The organism is Ruegeria atlantica (assembly GCF_013032005.1).
Lineage (GTDB): Bacteria > Pseudomonadota > Alphaproteobacteria > Rhodobacterales > Rhodobacteraceae > Ruegeria > Ruegeria atlantica_A.
In genome coordinates this window covers 238644-252953 of sequence record NZ_WQBE01000004.1, presented here as the reverse complement: position 1 = coordinate 252953, position 14310 = coordinate 238644, and the positions used below count along the sequence as shown (strand labels likewise).

Here is a 14310-nt window from a genome sequence, read left to right as displayed (position 1 = left end):
TTCACCGTGCAATGCGGTTGAAATGTCCCATTTTGCGGCCTGCCTTAACCTCGGCCTTGCCATAGAGATGCAGCGCCACGTCGCGTTCCTGCGCTAGTTCGGGCACGCGGTCCATGTCCGCTCCGATCAGGTTTTCCATGACCACGTCCGAATGCCGCTGACCATCTCCCAAAGGCCATCCTGCGACGGCCCGAATATGCTGTTCGAACTGATCCACGGCGCAGCCATTCTGCGTCCAGTGGCCCGAGTTATGCACGCGTGGCGCGATCTCATTCACGATCAGACCGCCGGGCGTCACGAACAGTTCGACGCCCATGACGCCGACATAATCCAGCGCGTTTAGGATGTTGGCGGCCAACAGAACGGCATCTGTCCGTTGCGCCGGGCGCAGACGGGCAGGGACTGTTGTGGTGTGCAGGATACCATCGCGGTGTATGTTTTCACCGGGATCGAAACAGGCAACCTGACCGTCCAACCCGCGGGCCGCAATGATCGATACCTCGTGGCTAAACTCCACAAACCCCTCAAGGATCGCGGGTGCCCCGGCCATATCGGCCAGCGCGGCTTCGGCATCCTCGGGTGCGCGCAGACGGGCCTGCCCCTTACCGTCATAGCCAAACCGGCGCGTTTTCAGGATTGCGGGCGTACCGATCTGCTTGATCGCCGCATTCAGGCTGTTCAAATCGGTGATATCCGCGAAAGGCGCGGTTTGCAGGCCAAGCCCCTGCAGGAAATTCTTCTCGGTCAACCGGTCCTGGCTGACGCGCAGCGCTTCACGCCCCGGACGGATCGGGCAGTGCGCTTCAAGCAGGTCCAGCGCTTCGGTCGGGATGTTCTCGAACTCATATGTGATGACATCTACCGACCCGGCAAACGCCTTTAGCGCGTCGATATCGTCATAGGCGGCGGTGGTCACGCGATCGGCCACTTGGCCGGCAGGAGGGTTGGCACCGGGTTCGTAGATATGGGTCACAAACCCCAGACGAGACGCTGCCACGGACAGCATCCGGCCCAATTGACCGCCGCCCAGAACTCCGATCCTGGCACCCGTTTGCAATGCGTCACTCATCGACGGGCTCCTCGGGGATCGACGCCGACAGTGCATCGCGCCATGCGTCCAGTCGTTGCGCCAAAGCGTCATCCTGCAAGGCCAGAATCCCGGCCGCCATCAGGCCCGCGTTGGCACCACCGGCGGCGCCGATGGCCATAGTGGCAACAGGGAACCCTTTGGGCATCTGCACGATGGAATACAGAGAGTCGACGCCCGACAGGGCCCGCGTCTGTACCGGAACGCCAATCACCGGCACCCGTGTTTTCGACGCCATCATGCCAGGCAGATGCGCGGCCCCACCGGCCCCGGCAATGATCACATGCAGCCCGCGTGATGCGGCGGTCTTGCCATAGTCCCACAAGCGGTCCGGTGTGCGGTGCGCCGAGACAATGCGCTTTTCGTACGCGATGCCTAACTCATCAAGAATGTTCGCGGCTTCCTTCATCGTGGGCCAGTCCGACTGGCTGCCCATGATGATCCCCACTTTCACATCACTCATCCGCTTGTTTCCCTGCCGTCTGAAAGAGCGCGCACTATAGCTAAATCGGTCCCAGAGGCAATGTGGTTTGGCGACCGTATGGCTCGTCTGACGTCCTGCTGAAAATACATTCGAATTAGTGTATACTTGATCGCGGGACAGTGGTTCCCGAGGAGGTACCCATGACAGATACAGTTTTGAAAACCCGGGACGGCCAAGCCGTGCCGCAGGACAGTATTGAGGCATTCAAATCGCAAATTCGCGGGGCACTGATTTTGCCCGGTGACCCCGAGTATGACTGTGCGCGCAGTATCTGGAACGCGTTGGTTGACAAGTATCCCGGTGCAATACTGCGGTGCCACGGCACCGCCGATGTCGCGGCGGCCGCCAGGTTCGCGTTTGAAAACAACATACTGGTATCGGTAAGAGGTGGCGGTCACAACGTGGGTGGGCGCGCCGTCTGCGATGATGGCCTCGTAATTGACCTGTCCTGCATGCGCGCGGTCCATGTTGATGCAGAAACCCAAACCGTACGCGCTCAGGGCGGGGCCACGTTGGGGGATGTAGACTGCGAAACACATCTTCACGGACTTGCTGTGCCATTGGGCGTCGTATCGCAGACAGGTATTGGCGGATTGACGACGGGTGGCGGATTCGGCTGGATGGCACGAAAATACGGGCCAACCTGCGACAACGTTATCGAGGCCGAAGTCGTAACGGCGGACGGTTCGATCAGAACTGCGAATGCGAACAGGAATCCAGACCTTTATTGGGGCATCTGCGGCGGCAGCGGAAATTTCGGCATCGTGACGTCATTCCTTTACAGGGCGTATCCTCTGTCTACGGTGTTGGGGGGCATGATTGCATATCCCCGAGCCGACGCCGCCGAAGTGCTGCGAGGTTTTCGGGATATCGTTTCACGGGCACCTGATGAACTGACGGTCTATGCGGGGTTGTTGTGGGGACCGGATGGAACGCCGCTAACAGCTATGGTGCCGTGTTGGATTGGAGACGATAAGGAAGCTGGGCGTCAGGCAATCCAACCCCTGACGGAGATCGGAGAACCTTTGGTCGTCGACCTGCACGAGATGCCGTTCCCCGCCAAACAAAGCATGCTTGATGGGGCCTATGGTCCAGGCAGCCGGAACTACTGGAAATCTGCATATCTCAACGCGCTGACGGATGAGGCCATTGATACGATCGTTGCACAATCCGAAGGGATGACAATACCCGGTTCGGGCATTCTGATCGAACATTGCGCTGGCGCAGCAAAGTCCAAATCAAATGGGGACAACGCCTTTGCGCAACGCGGTCATGACTATCTGATTGCGATACTACCGCTGTGGACTGATCCTGCGGATGACGCGGATCAGATTGCCTGGGCGCGGTCCATGCATGATGCAATTGCGCCCTATTCCACGGGCGGAACTTATCTGAACTATCTGGGCGCCGATGAAGACAGTGCGATAGAGACGGCATTCGGTGAAAATCTTGATCAAATGAAAGAGGTAAAGCGGAAATACGATCCGACCAATTTCTTTAGCGCAAACGCAAATGTTTCACCTTGAAACAGATGTCATCCATTTGAATATGACGTAACACTGCAAAACTCGGTTCATAAGCGCCTTGAATGTGCGAGTGAGCCGAGTGGTGGAGTTTTCAGGCAATGATGTCCGGCGTCAAGCGGTCCTCGATCAAACGAATGATGTCCTTCAGGCGAAGTTTTTGCTTTTTCAGTCGCTTAATCGTCAACTGATCGGCTGTGCCGGTGGACTGTAGCGCCTCGATCGCTTCGTCCAGATCACGGTGTTGGCGGCGAAAAACCTCCAGTTCAACCCGCAAAACCTCATCTGTTTTCATCGAAAGATCTGTTGGCGCATTCATGAGCGACTCAGTGCCTTTTGTGGTGCTTGTAACACAAGATAGTGTGTCAGGGTTTATCCGGCCAGACCTTGTGGACATCACGGCATAATCCCATATTCTATTATACGCGGTTGCCGGAACGGGGCCGCATCACACGTCGCTTTGGCAATAAAGGACGAAAATACGTGTCAAAACTTACTCTTGGCTCATACCCGCATCTTTTGGGGTTCGAGCAGTTGGAACGTCTTCTGGAACGGTCTGCAAAGGCCGGTAACGAAGGCTACCCGCCTTATAATATTGAGCAGACCTCGGACTTTTCATACCGCATCACCCTGGCTGTGGCTGGGTTCGCGGAACAAGATTTGTCGATCACAATCGAGGATCGCCAGCTTGTGATCCGGGGGCGTCAACGCGACGACAGCGAGGGGCGCATTTTTCTGCATCGCGGCATCGCCGCGCGCCAGTTCCAGCGCATGTTCGTGCTGGCCGATGGTGTCGAGGTGGGCGAGGCGATCATGGAGAACGGTCTGCTGCATGTAGACCTGACCCGCGCCGTGCCTGAGACCGTGGTGCAAACGATCAACATAAAAAAGGGGTAAGAGCTATGAATACACCGATTGAATATAACGCCGAGGGCGACCGCATCGTTTATGTGAAAACCGTCGATGTTGCCGATCTGCCGCGCGATGTCCGGGATAAGGCAGGCGATCTGGATCAGTTGTACGCGGTTCACGATTCCGATGGCCAGCAGCTTGCGCTTGTGACAGATCGTAAGATGGCCTTTTTCCTGGCCCGTGAACACGATCTGTCACCGGTGGCCGTTCACTGAACGGCCCCGCCGGTTATTTTTCGGCGTGACAATCCCAACAACAAGCGCGACACATACGAACCGGCATGACATGCCCGGCTAATTTACTCTGCATCAGGGGATTTTGCGGATGAGCTGGTTCGATTTCGATTGGGTAGACGCCTTCAGTGATCGCGCCTTTGGCGGCAACGGCTGCGCCGTGGTTCACGGCGGGGCTGAATTGCCCGAAGATGTGTGCACTGCTTATGTGCGCGAAACCTCTCTGGTTGAATGCACGTTCACGGGACCATCTGATGTGGCCGAAATCCGGGTGCGCTATTTTCTGGCCAGCAAGGAAATCCCTTTTGCCGGACACCCCACAATTGCAACTGTAGCGGCGATGCGGTCCCGTGGTTTGGTTGAAGGCGATGCACTGACGTTGGAAACAGGCGCGGGGATCGTTTCGATTCGTTTGAACGGGGACGAGATCGAAATGACACAGGTCGCGCCGAAATTCGGCAATCCTGTTCCCGTCGATCTGGTTGCGGCCGCTATTAGCCTGCCCGAGGATGCGATAATCTCACCGCCGCAATTTGTGTCCACCGGGTTGCCGTTCTGCATTACGGTTCTGCGTGATCACGAGGCCTTGCGCGCCGCACAGTTGGATCTTGAGGCACTGCGCAAAGTGGCCGCGAAGGCCGGATTTTCTGGCACCGATATGGCGGAACCGTTCCTTGTGACGATGAAGGGCGCGACAAATGCGGGCGACACGTTCTCACGCCTGTTGATGGCGCCACCCAGCCCGCCCGAAGACCCGTTCACCGGATCGGCCACCGGTTCCATGGCGGCCTATCTGTGGAAATACGGGTTAATGCCCAAAGACAGTTTCATCGCAGAACAAGGCCATGACATGGGCCGCCCCGGTCAGGCTGTTGTCACACGCGTTGGCCCACCCGATGCGATGACCGGCATCAAAGTCGCAGGGCGCGGGCATGTGCTGATGCGGGGGCAGGTTGATCTGCCCGAGACAACACAATGACACGTCCGGCCATTGCCATCCTGCCATATGGGCATCGGTTGGGGCCAAAACTGGCCTCGGTCCCGCTAACCGAACTGATCTGGCCCGAAGGGTGCCCGGATCGCCTGACCGGCAAGACGGTGGGTGATCTGGAGCGCACCGATCACCTGATCATGTACCCGAACTCGACCGTGCATCTGCGCTTGCGACGCGGCACCCGCGCGCGGATTTCATTGATGATGGGCGAGCCTTCGGCCATTCACGCCAAACACGACCGGATGCTGCGACATACATGGCGGCGGTTCTTCCGGGTGCTGACCTTTCATGACGTGCTGCTACACAACATCCCGAATGCAGTGTTCCTGCCGTATGGCGTGACGATGGTGCCCGACTGGCAGGACCTGAAGGTTGAGAAAACCAAATCCTGTTCGCTGATTGCTTCGGCCAAGCGCGATCTTGTAGGGCATCAGTTGCGCCATTCGGTGATCGACTGGGTGCGTGAAACTGGTGCAGATGTTGATATCATGGGCCGGGGGTACACTCCGTTTGATCTCAAATCCGACGGGTTAGCACCGTATCGCTATTCTGTGGTGATCGAGAACGTGCGTGAGAAGAATTACTTTTCGGAAAAGCTGACGGATGCGATCTTGTGCTCCTCGGTCCCGATCTATTGGGGTTGCCCGAATATCGGCGATTTCTTCGATACCTCTGGTATGATCCTGTGCGAGACCATGGAGGATATTCAGCGCGCGATCCAATCCGCATCAATCGAGGATTTCGCCGCGCGCCTGCCGCATCTGCAGGCGATCCAGCAACACGCAGCAGAATATGGGGATTTTGAGGGCAGAGCCGTGCGCCGTCTGCGCGCTGAACTAGACGCGGGCCCGAACTAACCAGCGGGTGCCAACCAGCCTTCTTGCAGAATTGGACGGGCCTCGGGGTCAATCCCGTGCCGATCGCATAGCCGCTGCAGATACGATCCACGCACCGGTAAACCGCCCATGTTCTGCGCCATCAGCCGTTTCTGATGACCATAGACGTGGACGGAATGAACCATGTCGCCTTCAATCTGTGCGGTCGGGGTGAACGGGTTGTGCAATTTCCACAGATCATGCTTGGATAGAGGGTAAAACGCCTCCGCTTGCATGGCATGGCTGTCCTCATCGGTCTTGCGCAGGAAATGTGCAAAGGCTTTGGGGCCGGAACTGCCCCAGGGCAGGCTCTCGATCCCCCAGGTCTCTCCGTCCTGGATGCGTTGACGGTTGCGCCGGTGCAGCGGACCGCCCCGCCAGGGCTGGGTCGGGTTGGCTGCAGTCACAAAGTCCAGCATGTGCGCCAGCGTTTGCGAGTCTGCTGGCAGGCGCAACACTCCGGTCAGGAAATTTCCGGTATGGGACTGTCCAAAGATATACGCTGATGGAAAGGCAAAGGGCCTGACACAATAGGCGTCCAGATCCACCCAGATAAAATCGGTTTTTTGCATCAGCTGAAGACGAAAAATGTCGGAAAAAACCGCGACGCGTCGCCGGTCAGCGGCAAACATATCAAATGGTGCAGGCCAGAGGATGTCACTGGCGGGCCGCAACTCGGCCCGTGCGGGAACGCCTTCGATCTCGTGCCCGGCAAAAAGAATAAACCGGTGCCCTCGGTCCAGATAGGATTGGATGCACAGTGCCTCTAGCCAGCTTATATCTGATCCGAACCAGAAACTGGCTATGGTGGGCAGGTCAGAGGGCATAGGCGTGTTGCGTCCAAATCAGGTCAGGTAAATGCACCAATTGGCCAGCGCCTTGTCAATCGTGCCTACAAAAAAACGGCCCCCGAAAGTCGGAGGCCGCCTGAATGGAATTGCCTGCGCTTAAGACGCGGCGATCAAACCCATGCTTTCCAGCTTGAGCAGCACCTGATGGGCGCAGTTGTCGACATCGACATTTTCGGTCTCGACGCTCAGTTCGGGGTTGGCCGGTACATCGTAAGGGTCGGAAATACCGGTGAATTCCTTGATCTTGCCTTCGCGTGCCAGCTTGTACAGGCCCTTGCGGTCACGGCGTTCGCATTCTTCGATGCTGGTCGCAACGTGAACCTCGCAGAAAGCACCGAACTGTTCGATGTCTTCCCGTACGGCACGGCGGGTGGTGGCATAGGGCGCGATTGGCGCACAAATGGCGATGCCGCCATTCTTGGTGATCTCACTAGCCACGTAACCAATACGACGGATGTTCAGGTCGCGGTGCTCTTTCGAGAAACCCAGTTCAGACGACAGATTCTTACGAACGATATCACCATCCAGCAATGTGACCGGACGGCCACCCATTTCCATCAGTTTGACCATAAGCGCGTTGGCGATGGTAGATTTGCCCGAGCCCGAGAAACCGGTGAAGAACACGGTAAAGCCTTGTTCCGAGCGGGGCGGTGACGTGCGGCGCAGTTCGGTGACAACCTCAGGGAAGCTGAACCATTCGGGGATTTCCAGCCCTTCGCGCAAACGGCGGCGCAGCTCGGTGCCCGAGATGTTCAGGATCGTGACGTTGTCCTTGTCTGCGATCTCGTCATTCGGTTCGTACTGGGCGCGTTCCTGCACATAGACCATGTGTTTGAAGTCAACCATTTCGACGCCGATTTCATCCTGGAACTGGCGGAACAGGTCCTGCGCGTCATAGGGGCCGTAGAAATCTTCACCCGCCGAGTTCTTGCCCGGACCGGCGTGGTCTCGGCCAACGATGAAATGTGTGCAGCCATGGTTGGCGCGGATCAGGCCGTGCCAGACCGCCTCGCGCGGGCCAGCCATGCGCATCGCCAGGTTCAGCAGCGACATCGAGGTGGTCGATGCCGGGTACTTGTCCAGAACCGCCTCATAGCAGCGGACGCGGGTGAAGTGATCGACGTCGCCCGGTTTGGTCATGCCAACGACAGGGTGGATCAACAGGTTGGCCTGCGCCTCTTTCGCAGCGCGGAAGGTCAGTTCCTGGTGCGCGCGGTGCAGGGGGTTGCGGGTTTGGAACGCAACGATGCGGCGCCAGCCCAGCTTGCGGAAATAGGCGCGCAACTCGTTCGGCGTGTCCCGGCGGCCACGGAAATCATAGTGAACCGGCTGTTGAATGCCGACTACGGGGCCACCCAGATAGACCTTGCCAGCCACGTTGTGCAGGTAGTTCACCGCCGGGTGCGCATCGTCATCGGCGCCAAAGACCTTTTCGGCCTCGCGCGCTTTGTTCGGGGTCCAGCGGTCGGTCACGGTCATGGTGCCGAGAATGACACCTTCCTGATCGCGCAGGGCAATGTCCTGACCCAATTCGATGGTCTCAGCAAAATCTTCGCTAACGTCCAGCGTGATGGGCATCGGCCAAAGGGTGCCGTCGGCCAGACGCATGTTTTCGACGACGTTGTCGTAGTCAGCTTCGCTCAGGAATCCTTTGAGAGGGTTGAACCCGCCGTTCATCAGCAGTTCCAGATCGCAGATCTGACGCGGGCTCAGGTCCCAGCTGGTCAGGTCGGCAGCTTCCACTTTCAATTTCTGCGCCGACTCGTACGAAACGTACAGTTCAGAGATCGGAGCCAGATTGCTTAACATCGTCATAGGAATACTCTTGTCGCAGTGCGGTTTTATCGGTGATTCAGGGGTGTTTATGGGGCATGTGCCCCGGCTGCTGGGCGAAGTCCATATACATTCACGAAATTAAGGACGATATGCGCGGTTTTTGTCCGGAATGGAAGGATTTTTCGCCTGACGCAGCTTTTCCCGACTTGTATCCCGCTGACACGCGCCTGTCGTGTGAATTCAGTACATCCGTTCCTAGGCGGCCTTGTCCGTCATAAGGTCCGCAGCACGCGTCACCGGCAGCGCGGAAACCGGTTGTGTCACGCCGCGCAGCTCAAACGATTGCAGTCCGGACAGATCGCCGTCATACCCAGCCGCCTGCAGTAATTCGGCCGAGACCAGTAGTTCCGCCCCAAGCGCCTTGGTCTGGCCTTCAAGACGACTGGCCACATTAACCGCGTCGCCGATGATGGTGCGCGCAGAACTGCCTGCAGCGCCGATTTCACCTAGTACCAGATCGCCCAGATGCAGACCCATTCCGATGCGTATCCGAGGGCTGCCTTCGGTTTGAAGCTGTTGATTGAAATACTCAAGCGCGCGGCTGACATCGGCAGCGGCCTTCAGCCCGGCACGGGCCGAGTCTTTGGCATTCGGGGTTTCGAACACGGCCAGCAAGCCGTCGCCCATGTATTTGTCGACCACCCCGCCATCCGCCGTGATTGCCGGGACGATGGCATCAAAGAAACGGTTCAGCAGGAATACGATGTCATAGGGCAACTGGCCCGTGGTCCGCGATGTGAACCCGCGCATATCGAGAAACAGAACCGCCAGCTTGCGTTCCTGCCCTTGGCTGGCATGGGCTCGTCCGCGCTTGCCATCAGAGCGGAACATCCGAAACGCAGTGAGGGGGGCGGTTGGCCGTATCTGACAGGCCAGCCTTGCGCCAATCGGGGCGCTGACGGCGGCAAGGCTGCGGGTTTCAACCTCATCCGGGGTGGGCAGTTGATCCGCGCCATCCTCAATGATCACGCGACAGGTGGTGCAACGCCCCTTGCCCCCGCAAAGGGCCGTGTGTGGAATGCCATTGGCCTGCGAAATCTCAAGCAGGGTCATGCCCTTTTCGGCCACGACCTCGGGGCCATCGACATACTTGACCCGGACCGAGTGCCTGCGGCGCCACAGTTTGCGGATAGCATATACCGCCAGCGAGGCCCCCAAGGCGATCCAGAAGGCCATTAACGCATTGTCTTTGACACTGAACATGACCTGAAAGGCCTCGGGCGTGGGCCAGTTGTAATGTTCGATATATTGATCGCGCAGGAACGGATCGGCAAAATCCGCCCAGATGCGGCGCCCTTCGGTAAGCAACCCAGCCAGCGCAAAGCTGGGCACAAATACCGCCAGACCGATCAGGTAAGGCACCCATCTGGACCACCAGCGGGTCAGTCGCAGCCACATGTGCAGCCCAATGCAACTGTGGACCCAAACCACCAGCAACAGCAGGCTTTGCATCCAGATCGCCGAGTTGGGCCACATCAGAATGATGATGTACCCCATCTCGTCATTGACGTTATAGATTTCGTGGGCATAGCGCGTCTGCACGATATGCGAGATCAGTTGCAGCGGGATCAACAGCCCCAGAATGACCTGCAAGGCTGTGCTGAAGGGCATGCGTAGCGTTCGGCGTTGGCTAATGGAATAAAGCGCAAGGCCAAGGTGGACGAACAGTGCCAGATACAAGATCACGCTGCCCAGACTGTGCCGGGTAACTGCGTGGCGCCCATCCTGCATGCCGTGCAGGTAATCGGTATGGAACAGCCCCAACCCGATATTGATGAAATGAAAGAAGGCAAAGGCGAACAGGGTAAGACCGCTGATGATCCTAAGCCGGGTTGTCCACCCGCCTTGCCATAAAACGCTTTTCAATCAAGCCACCTGTATTCGCCGCGCGTGTTCCCGAGTCTGGTACGGCGACGCGAGTGGGTCAAGTTATGGTTACGTAAATGGCGGTGTCCACGGAGTTGCTTGGGTTTCAGCGAAAATAATTGTTGGCGCAAGAGTGAACAGCACAATATGGCTTAGCTCCGGTCGGGACCGAGAGCTGTAGATTAACCCGTCAGCACCCATATCGCGGGCGTGATCAGAGAAGCGCCATGTCGGCGAAACGCCCCGTTCTTCGTGGATATCCTGCCAGATAATCGACGCATCGGACTGGCCCCGAAGATCGACCAGTCTTGCACCAGTAACTTGGCCTCTTTGCAATATCCGCGGCGGATCGTCAGGCGAGACATACCGCTGAATGGCGACCCCTGCGCCTTCGGCGCTGAGAGAGGCATAGAGAGCAATCTGCCCTGAATGATGAAAACGCCCTTCGGGCGCCCGGGCAGGGGCCAAAGGGGCGTCACTTTGGGAGAGAAACAGAATTCTCCAGACCGGGCCGGAGAACTCCAGCATTAGCCTAGTCCTGTTCCGCCAGGAACCGCTCGGCATCCAGCGCGGCCATACAGCCCATACCGGCGCTCGTGACGGCCTGACGATAGATGTGGTCGGTCAGATCGCCTGCCGCGAACACACCCGGCACCGAGGTTTCGGTCGAGCCCGGCTTGGTCACCACATACCCACCCATATGGGTTTCCAGCGAGCCCTTGACCAATTCGTTCGCTGGCGCGTGACCAATGGCGACAAAGACGCCTTTACAGGGAACCTCGGTGATCTCACCGGTTTTGACGTTCTTGACGCGCACACCTTCGACGCCCAGTGGGGAATCGGTGCCGATCACTTCTTCCAACTCGTGGAACCACATCGGTTCGATCTTTTCGTGTTTCAGCAAACGATCCTGCAGAATTTTCTCGGCCCGCAGTTCGTCGCGTCGGTGAATCAGAGTAACCTTGCTGGCGAAATTGGTCAGGAACAGCGCTTCTTCCACGGCGGTGTTGCCGCCACCGATGACCACGATTTCCTGTCCACGATAGAAAAAGCCGTCGCAAGTCGCACAGGCCGAAACACCAAAACCCTTGAACTTGTCTTCCGACGGCAGGCCCAGCCATTTGGCGCGCGCACCGGTGGCCAGAATGACCGCGTCTGCTGTGTAGATAGTTCCGCTATCGCCTTTTGCTGTGAAGGGACGGTTGCTGATGTCCAGATCACTGATGATATCGCCGATGACCTCACAACCCATCGCTTGGGCATGTTCTTGCATCTTGATCATCAAGTCAGGCCCCTGAACTTCGGTGAAACCGGGGTAATTTTCGACGTCGGTGGTTGTTGTCAACTGACCGCCGGGCTCGATTCCCTGAACCAGAATCGGTTCAAGCATCGCGCGGCTTGCGTATACGCCCGCAGTGTAACCGGCCGGTCCCGATCCGATGATCAGAACCTTGGTGTGACGTGTCTCGCTCATGGTACCCCCAACTCGATCTGCCTGATTTGGGCGCGTGGCCCCTGGCGGATGGATATAGCGACCCCTGTGCCGCGCTTAAAGCCCCTTCCTGATTTACGCCTGTCAGACGCTAGGTAAATGACGGTTGAATAAGAACATTGAAAATAAACAATATTGCGCATTCACGAAAGATTATTGCGCATCTGCCGGGTGCTGATATAACAACCGAAAAATTCAGGAGTATTTGATGGTCGCGATACGGCTGGACGAGATTGACCGCAAGATTCTGGCGGAATTGCAGGCAGACGGTCGCATGACCAATGTCGAATTGGCAAAACGTGTGGGAATTTCTGCCCCGCCTTGCCTGCGGCGCGTACGCACCCTTGAAGAATCAGGTCTGATCCGCGGCTACCATGCCGATGTAAATTCACGCGAGCTGGGGTTCGAGGTTCAAGTCTTTGCCATGGTCGGTCTGGAAAGTCAGGCCGAAGCCGAGTTGACCGCATTCGAGGAACGCTGCCGCGAATGGCCTTTGGTTCGGGAATGCCACATGCTGAACGGCGAAGTGGATTTCATTCTGAAATGCGTGGCGCCTGACCTAAGTAGTTTTCAGCAGTTCCTGACCGGCAAGCTGCTGACCACGCCGAATGTGGCCAGCGTCAAGACATCGCTTGTTATTCGCGGCGCAAAAGACGAACCAGGCGTTCCATTCGACGTTCTCGAGGAACGCATGAACCGAACGGCCTGAACTCCCGATGTTTCGGATGCGGTTTCATCTGTGGCAGGAAGGCTGCCACCGACATAGAGACCATCCAACTGACTAATAACTGCATAATGCCCCCACATTGCAGAACTCGTTTTAAACTAGGCGGAAATTGCGTCCACCTCGCCATCCCCCGCGCGCGGCATGACCAGCGGGCCGAAATCATTGAGTGATTCGACATGCGAGAACAGGTTCAGATAGACCGATCTTAGCGACCGGCTGACCCGGCGAATTGCATTGGTGCCAGGGTGATAAGATTCGAATTGCAGACCATCGACCCGAATGACCGAGTGCCGTTTCAGGCAAATGTGAAACAGTTCGACCGGCGTTGGTGGCATGGTTTCAATGACACCCATTCCATCCTGAAATTCGTGGACCGGCGTTAGCACCTGTTCGTCTCCGTGCAGATGACGCAAATGCGCGGGCGTGCCCACGATTCGCGCAGCAGGGCCAGCGATTACACCGGACATCGGTTTTTGCATTCCGAATGTGTCGGCCATGATCCGCGTTAACGGGCGCGTCCGGCCCCGCGAATCCACGCGGCCAGGAATAAGGGTGACCGACCCTTTCCACAGCACCGTTTCCGACACTCCATCTTGTGTCAGGACCGTATCGCCAGGCAGCAAGTCTTCGATCGCCATCGGGCCAAGTTCTGTTTCAACCAATGCCCCACGGGTAAAAGCGCAGAACGCGTCCTCGAACATCGGCAGGGCAGGTGCGATATGGCGGGTCTGGACCACATCGCCGTTTTTCATCAGCGTACTGACCTCATAGCGCCGCAGCTGCGCCTTGTGTTGTGTGGTCGGTCTTGGCGCCTCGCGCAGCAATGCTGAGGTTTCAACAGCATTTCTGGCGGCGCGTGATAAAGAATTTGGAATAGCCATTACAATTCCGTCCCCTCTGAAAACCGCGCAGGCAGGCAAGACCCCCGTACAGGCCAGCCTGATCGGTTATTTCCATGTCTTGGAAGAAAGCGGCGACACGCAAGGCGACAGAAACGCAGATCGCTTTTTGCGAAGGAGATTCCTACATTTTTGGTCAGCACAATGACCCCCCAGACAAACTCATACAAACGCAGGCGAAATTGCCAGCGCACACACGCCCCGGTATTGAGCCGCGCAAATATTGGCGGCAGGCCGCACACCGGATCGGAGCACCCCTCCGTTGTGCGTCTTATTCCCCGGAACCGGCAGCTTGGTTCGCGGGTAAGTCATCATCAGCGTCGGGCCGCCAGGCGGCGCGCAACTCTGACCGAATTGCTGGAAACCCGTTTCCACGGCATCTCCAGTTTTTGCTCTCTGGTGGCCACAAGTACGGCGCTTAGAAAGCGTGATCTCGTCTTCATTTTTGTGTCCTGCTCGCTTGGGAACTGACGCCCCGTTTTCCTCTGACACCTAAGTCTGCCCGCTTATTACGGCGGCGATAAGGCTGAT

Annotated in this window: 16 protein-coding genes; 6 read left to right on the top strand and 10 right to left on the bottom strand. The window is 57.5% G+C overall.

The window, feature by feature from the left end:
• Position 1: 1 nt before the first annotated feature.
• Entirely contained in the window at positions 2-1069 is a 1068-nt protein-coding gene (locus GOX21_RS10430; RefSeq protein ID WP_170374248.1) for a 5-(carboxyamino)imidazole ribonucleotide synthase, read from the bottom strand.
• Positions 1062-1550, bottom strand: a complete 489-nt coding sequence (gene purE, locus GOX21_RS10425; protein ID WP_170347842.1) for a 5-(carboxyamino)imidazole ribonucleotide mutase — start codon at positions 1548-1550, stop codon at positions 1062-1064. The genes GOX21_RS10430 and purE overlap by 8 nt, the downstream gene beginning before the upstream one ends.
• A gap of 161 nt (positions 1551-1711) precedes the next feature.
• Here purE and GOX21_RS10420 point away from each other — a divergent pair, with 161 nt between their 5' ends.
• Positions 1712-3097: an FAD-binding oxidoreductase gene (locus GOX21_RS10420; RefSeq protein WP_170374250.1), complete on the top strand. Its 1386-nt coding sequence runs from the start codon at positions 1712-1714 to the stop codon at positions 3095-3097.
• 91 nt (positions 3098-3188) lie between these two features.
• On the opposite strand, the gene GOX21_RS10415 is transcribed toward GOX21_RS10420, so the two are convergent.
• On the bottom strand, positions 3189-3413 hold the full coding sequence (locus GOX21_RS10415; RefSeq protein WP_058280035.1) for a YdcH family protein: 225 nt from the start codon (positions 3411-3413) through the stop codon (positions 3189-3191).
• A 164-nt stretch (positions 3414-3577) separates the two neighbouring features.
• Here GOX21_RS10415 and GOX21_RS10410 point away from each other — a divergent pair, with 164 nt between their 5' ends.
• From GOX21_RS10410 to GOX21_RS10395, 4 genes are all read left to right on the top strand, one after another.
• Positions 3578-3991, top strand: coding sequence for an Hsp20 family protein (locus GOX21_RS10410; RefSeq protein ID WP_170347844.1), 414 nt, complete (start codon positions 3578-3580; stop codon positions 3989-3991).
• Positions 3992-3996: 5 nt separating this feature from the next.
• The gene (locus GOX21_RS10405) at positions 3997-4221 is read left to right on the top strand and encodes a DUF1150 family protein (protein WP_170347845.1); all 225 of its coding nucleotides are present in this window, start codon (positions 3997-3999) and stop codon (positions 4219-4221) included.
• Positions 4222-4330: 109 nt separating this feature from the next.
• Positions 4331-5218, top strand: a complete 888-nt coding sequence (locus tag GOX21_RS10400) for a PhzF family phenazine biosynthesis protein (RefSeq protein ID WP_170374252.1) — start codon at positions 4331-4333, stop codon at positions 5216-5218.
• A complete protein-coding gene (locus tag GOX21_RS10395) occupies positions 5215-6090 on the top strand; it encodes a hypothetical protein (RefSeq protein WP_170374254.1) in 876 nt (291 codons plus the stop codon). Before GOX21_RS10400 ends, GOX21_RS10395 begins: the two co-directional genes overlap by 4 nt.
• Here the strand turns inward: GOX21_RS10395 and GOX21_RS10390 are convergent.
• The 5 genes from GOX21_RS10390 to trxB all read right to left on the bottom strand — a co-directional run bounded on the left by GOX21_RS10390 (position 6087) and on the right by trxB (position 12135).
• Positions 6087-6935 (bottom strand): hypothetical protein, encoded by an 849-nt coding sequence (locus tag GOX21_RS10390; RefSeq protein WP_170374256.1) that lies wholly within the window; start codon positions 6933-6935, stop codon positions 6087-6089. The genes GOX21_RS10395 and GOX21_RS10390 overlap by 4 nt on opposite strands.
• Before the next feature lie 120 nt (positions 6936-7055).
• Positions 7056-8774: a bifunctional sulfate adenylyltransferase/adenylylsulfate kinase gene (locus tag GOX21_RS10385; protein ID WP_170347849.1), complete on the bottom strand. Its 1719-nt coding sequence runs from the start codon at positions 8772-8774 to the stop codon at positions 7056-7058.
• Positions 8775-8990: 216 nt separating this feature from the next.
• Entirely contained in the window at positions 8991-10661 is a 1671-nt protein-coding gene (locus tag GOX21_RS10380; RefSeq protein ID WP_170374258.1) for an adenylate/guanylate cyclase domain-containing protein, read from the bottom strand.
• Positions 10662-10730: 69 nt separating this feature from the next.
• On the bottom strand, positions 10731-11189 hold the full coding sequence (locus GOX21_RS10375; RefSeq protein ID WP_170374259.1) for an RES family NAD+ phosphorylase: 459 nt from the start codon (positions 11187-11189) through the stop codon (positions 10731-10733).
• Between the two features lie 4 nt (positions 11190-11193).
• Positions 11194-12135 (bottom strand): thioredoxin-disulfide reductase, encoded by a 942-nt coding sequence (gene trxB / locus GOX21_RS10370; protein WP_170374261.1) that lies wholly within the window; start codon positions 12133-12135, stop codon positions 11194-11196.
• A gap of 226 nt (positions 12136-12361) precedes the next feature.
• On the opposite strand from trxB, the gene GOX21_RS10365 reads away from it, so the two are divergent.
• Positions 12362-12862 (top strand): Lrp/AsnC family transcriptional regulator, encoded by a 501-nt coding sequence (locus GOX21_RS10365; protein ID WP_170374263.1) that lies wholly within the window; start codon positions 12362-12364, stop codon positions 12860-12862.
• A gap of 116 nt (positions 12863-12978) precedes the next feature.
• Here GOX21_RS10365 and GOX21_RS10360 read toward each other — a convergent pair whose 3' ends face one another.
• On the bottom strand, positions 12979-13761 hold the full coding sequence (locus GOX21_RS10360) for a Hint domain-containing protein (protein WP_170374265.1): 783 nt from the start codon (positions 13759-13761) through the stop codon (positions 12979-12981).
• Positions 13762-14093: 332 nt separating this feature from the next.
• Positions 14094-14222 (bottom strand): hypothetical protein, encoded by a 129-nt coding sequence (locus GOX21_RS21655; protein WP_302476795.1) that lies wholly within the window; start codon positions 14220-14222, stop codon positions 14094-14096.
• Positions 14223-14310: the final 88 nt, after the last annotated feature.

Bases quoted from the DNA above. Each gene is read 5' to 3' on its own strand.
- GOX21_RS10430 (WP_170374248.1), bottom strand. From the start codon at position 1,069: ATGAGTGACGCATTGCAAACGGGTGCCAGGATCGGAGTTCTGGGCGGC.
- purE (WP_170347842.1), bottom strand. From the start codon at position 1,550: ATGAGTGATGTGAAAGTGGGGATCATCATGGGCAGCCAGTCGGACTGG.
- GOX21_RS10420 (WP_170374250.1), top strand. From the start codon at position 1,712: ATGACAGATACAGTTTTGAAAACCCGGGACGGCCAAGCCGTGCCGCAG.
- GOX21_RS10415 (WP_058280035.1), bottom strand. From the start codon at position 3,413: ATGAATGCGCCAACAGATCTTTCGATGAAAACAGATGAGGTTTTGCGG.
- GOX21_RS10405 (WP_170347845.1), top strand. From the start codon at position 3,997: ATGAATACACCGATTGAATATAACGCCGAGGGCGACCGCATCGTTTAT.
- GOX21_RS10400 (WP_170374252.1), top strand. From the start codon at position 4,331: ATGAGCTGGTTCGATTTCGATTGGGTAGACGCCTTCAGTGATCGCGCC.
- GOX21_RS10395 (WP_170374254.1), top strand. From the start codon at position 5,215: ATGACACGTCCGGCCATTGCCATCCTGCCATATGGGCATCGGTTGGGG.
- GOX21_RS10390 (WP_170374256.1), bottom strand. From the start codon at position 6,935: ATGCCCTCTGACCTGCCCACCATAGCCAGTTTCTGGTTCGGATCAGAT.
- GOX21_RS10385 (WP_170347849.1), bottom strand. From the start codon at position 8,774: ATGACGATGTTAAGCAATCTGGCTCCGATCTCTGAACTGTACGTTTCG.
- GOX21_RS10375 (WP_170374259.1), bottom strand. From the start codon at position 11,189: ATGCTGGAGTTCTCCGGCCCGGTCTGGAGAATTCTGTTTCTCTCCCAA.
- trxB (WP_170374261.1), bottom strand. From the start codon at position 12,135: ATGAGCGAGACACGTCACACCAAGGTTCTGATCATCGGATCGGGACCG.
- GOX21_RS10365 (WP_170374263.1), top strand. From the start codon at position 12,362: ATGGTCGCGATACGGCTGGACGAGATTGACCGCAAGATTCTGGCGGAA.
- GOX21_RS10360 (WP_170374265.1), bottom strand. From the start codon at position 13,761: ATGGCTATTCCAAATTCTTTATCACGCGCCGCCAGAAATGCTGTTGAA.
- GOX21_RS21655 (WP_302476795.1), bottom strand. From the start codon at position 14,222: ATGAAGACGAGATCACGCTTTCTAAGCGCCGTACTTGTGGCCACCAGA.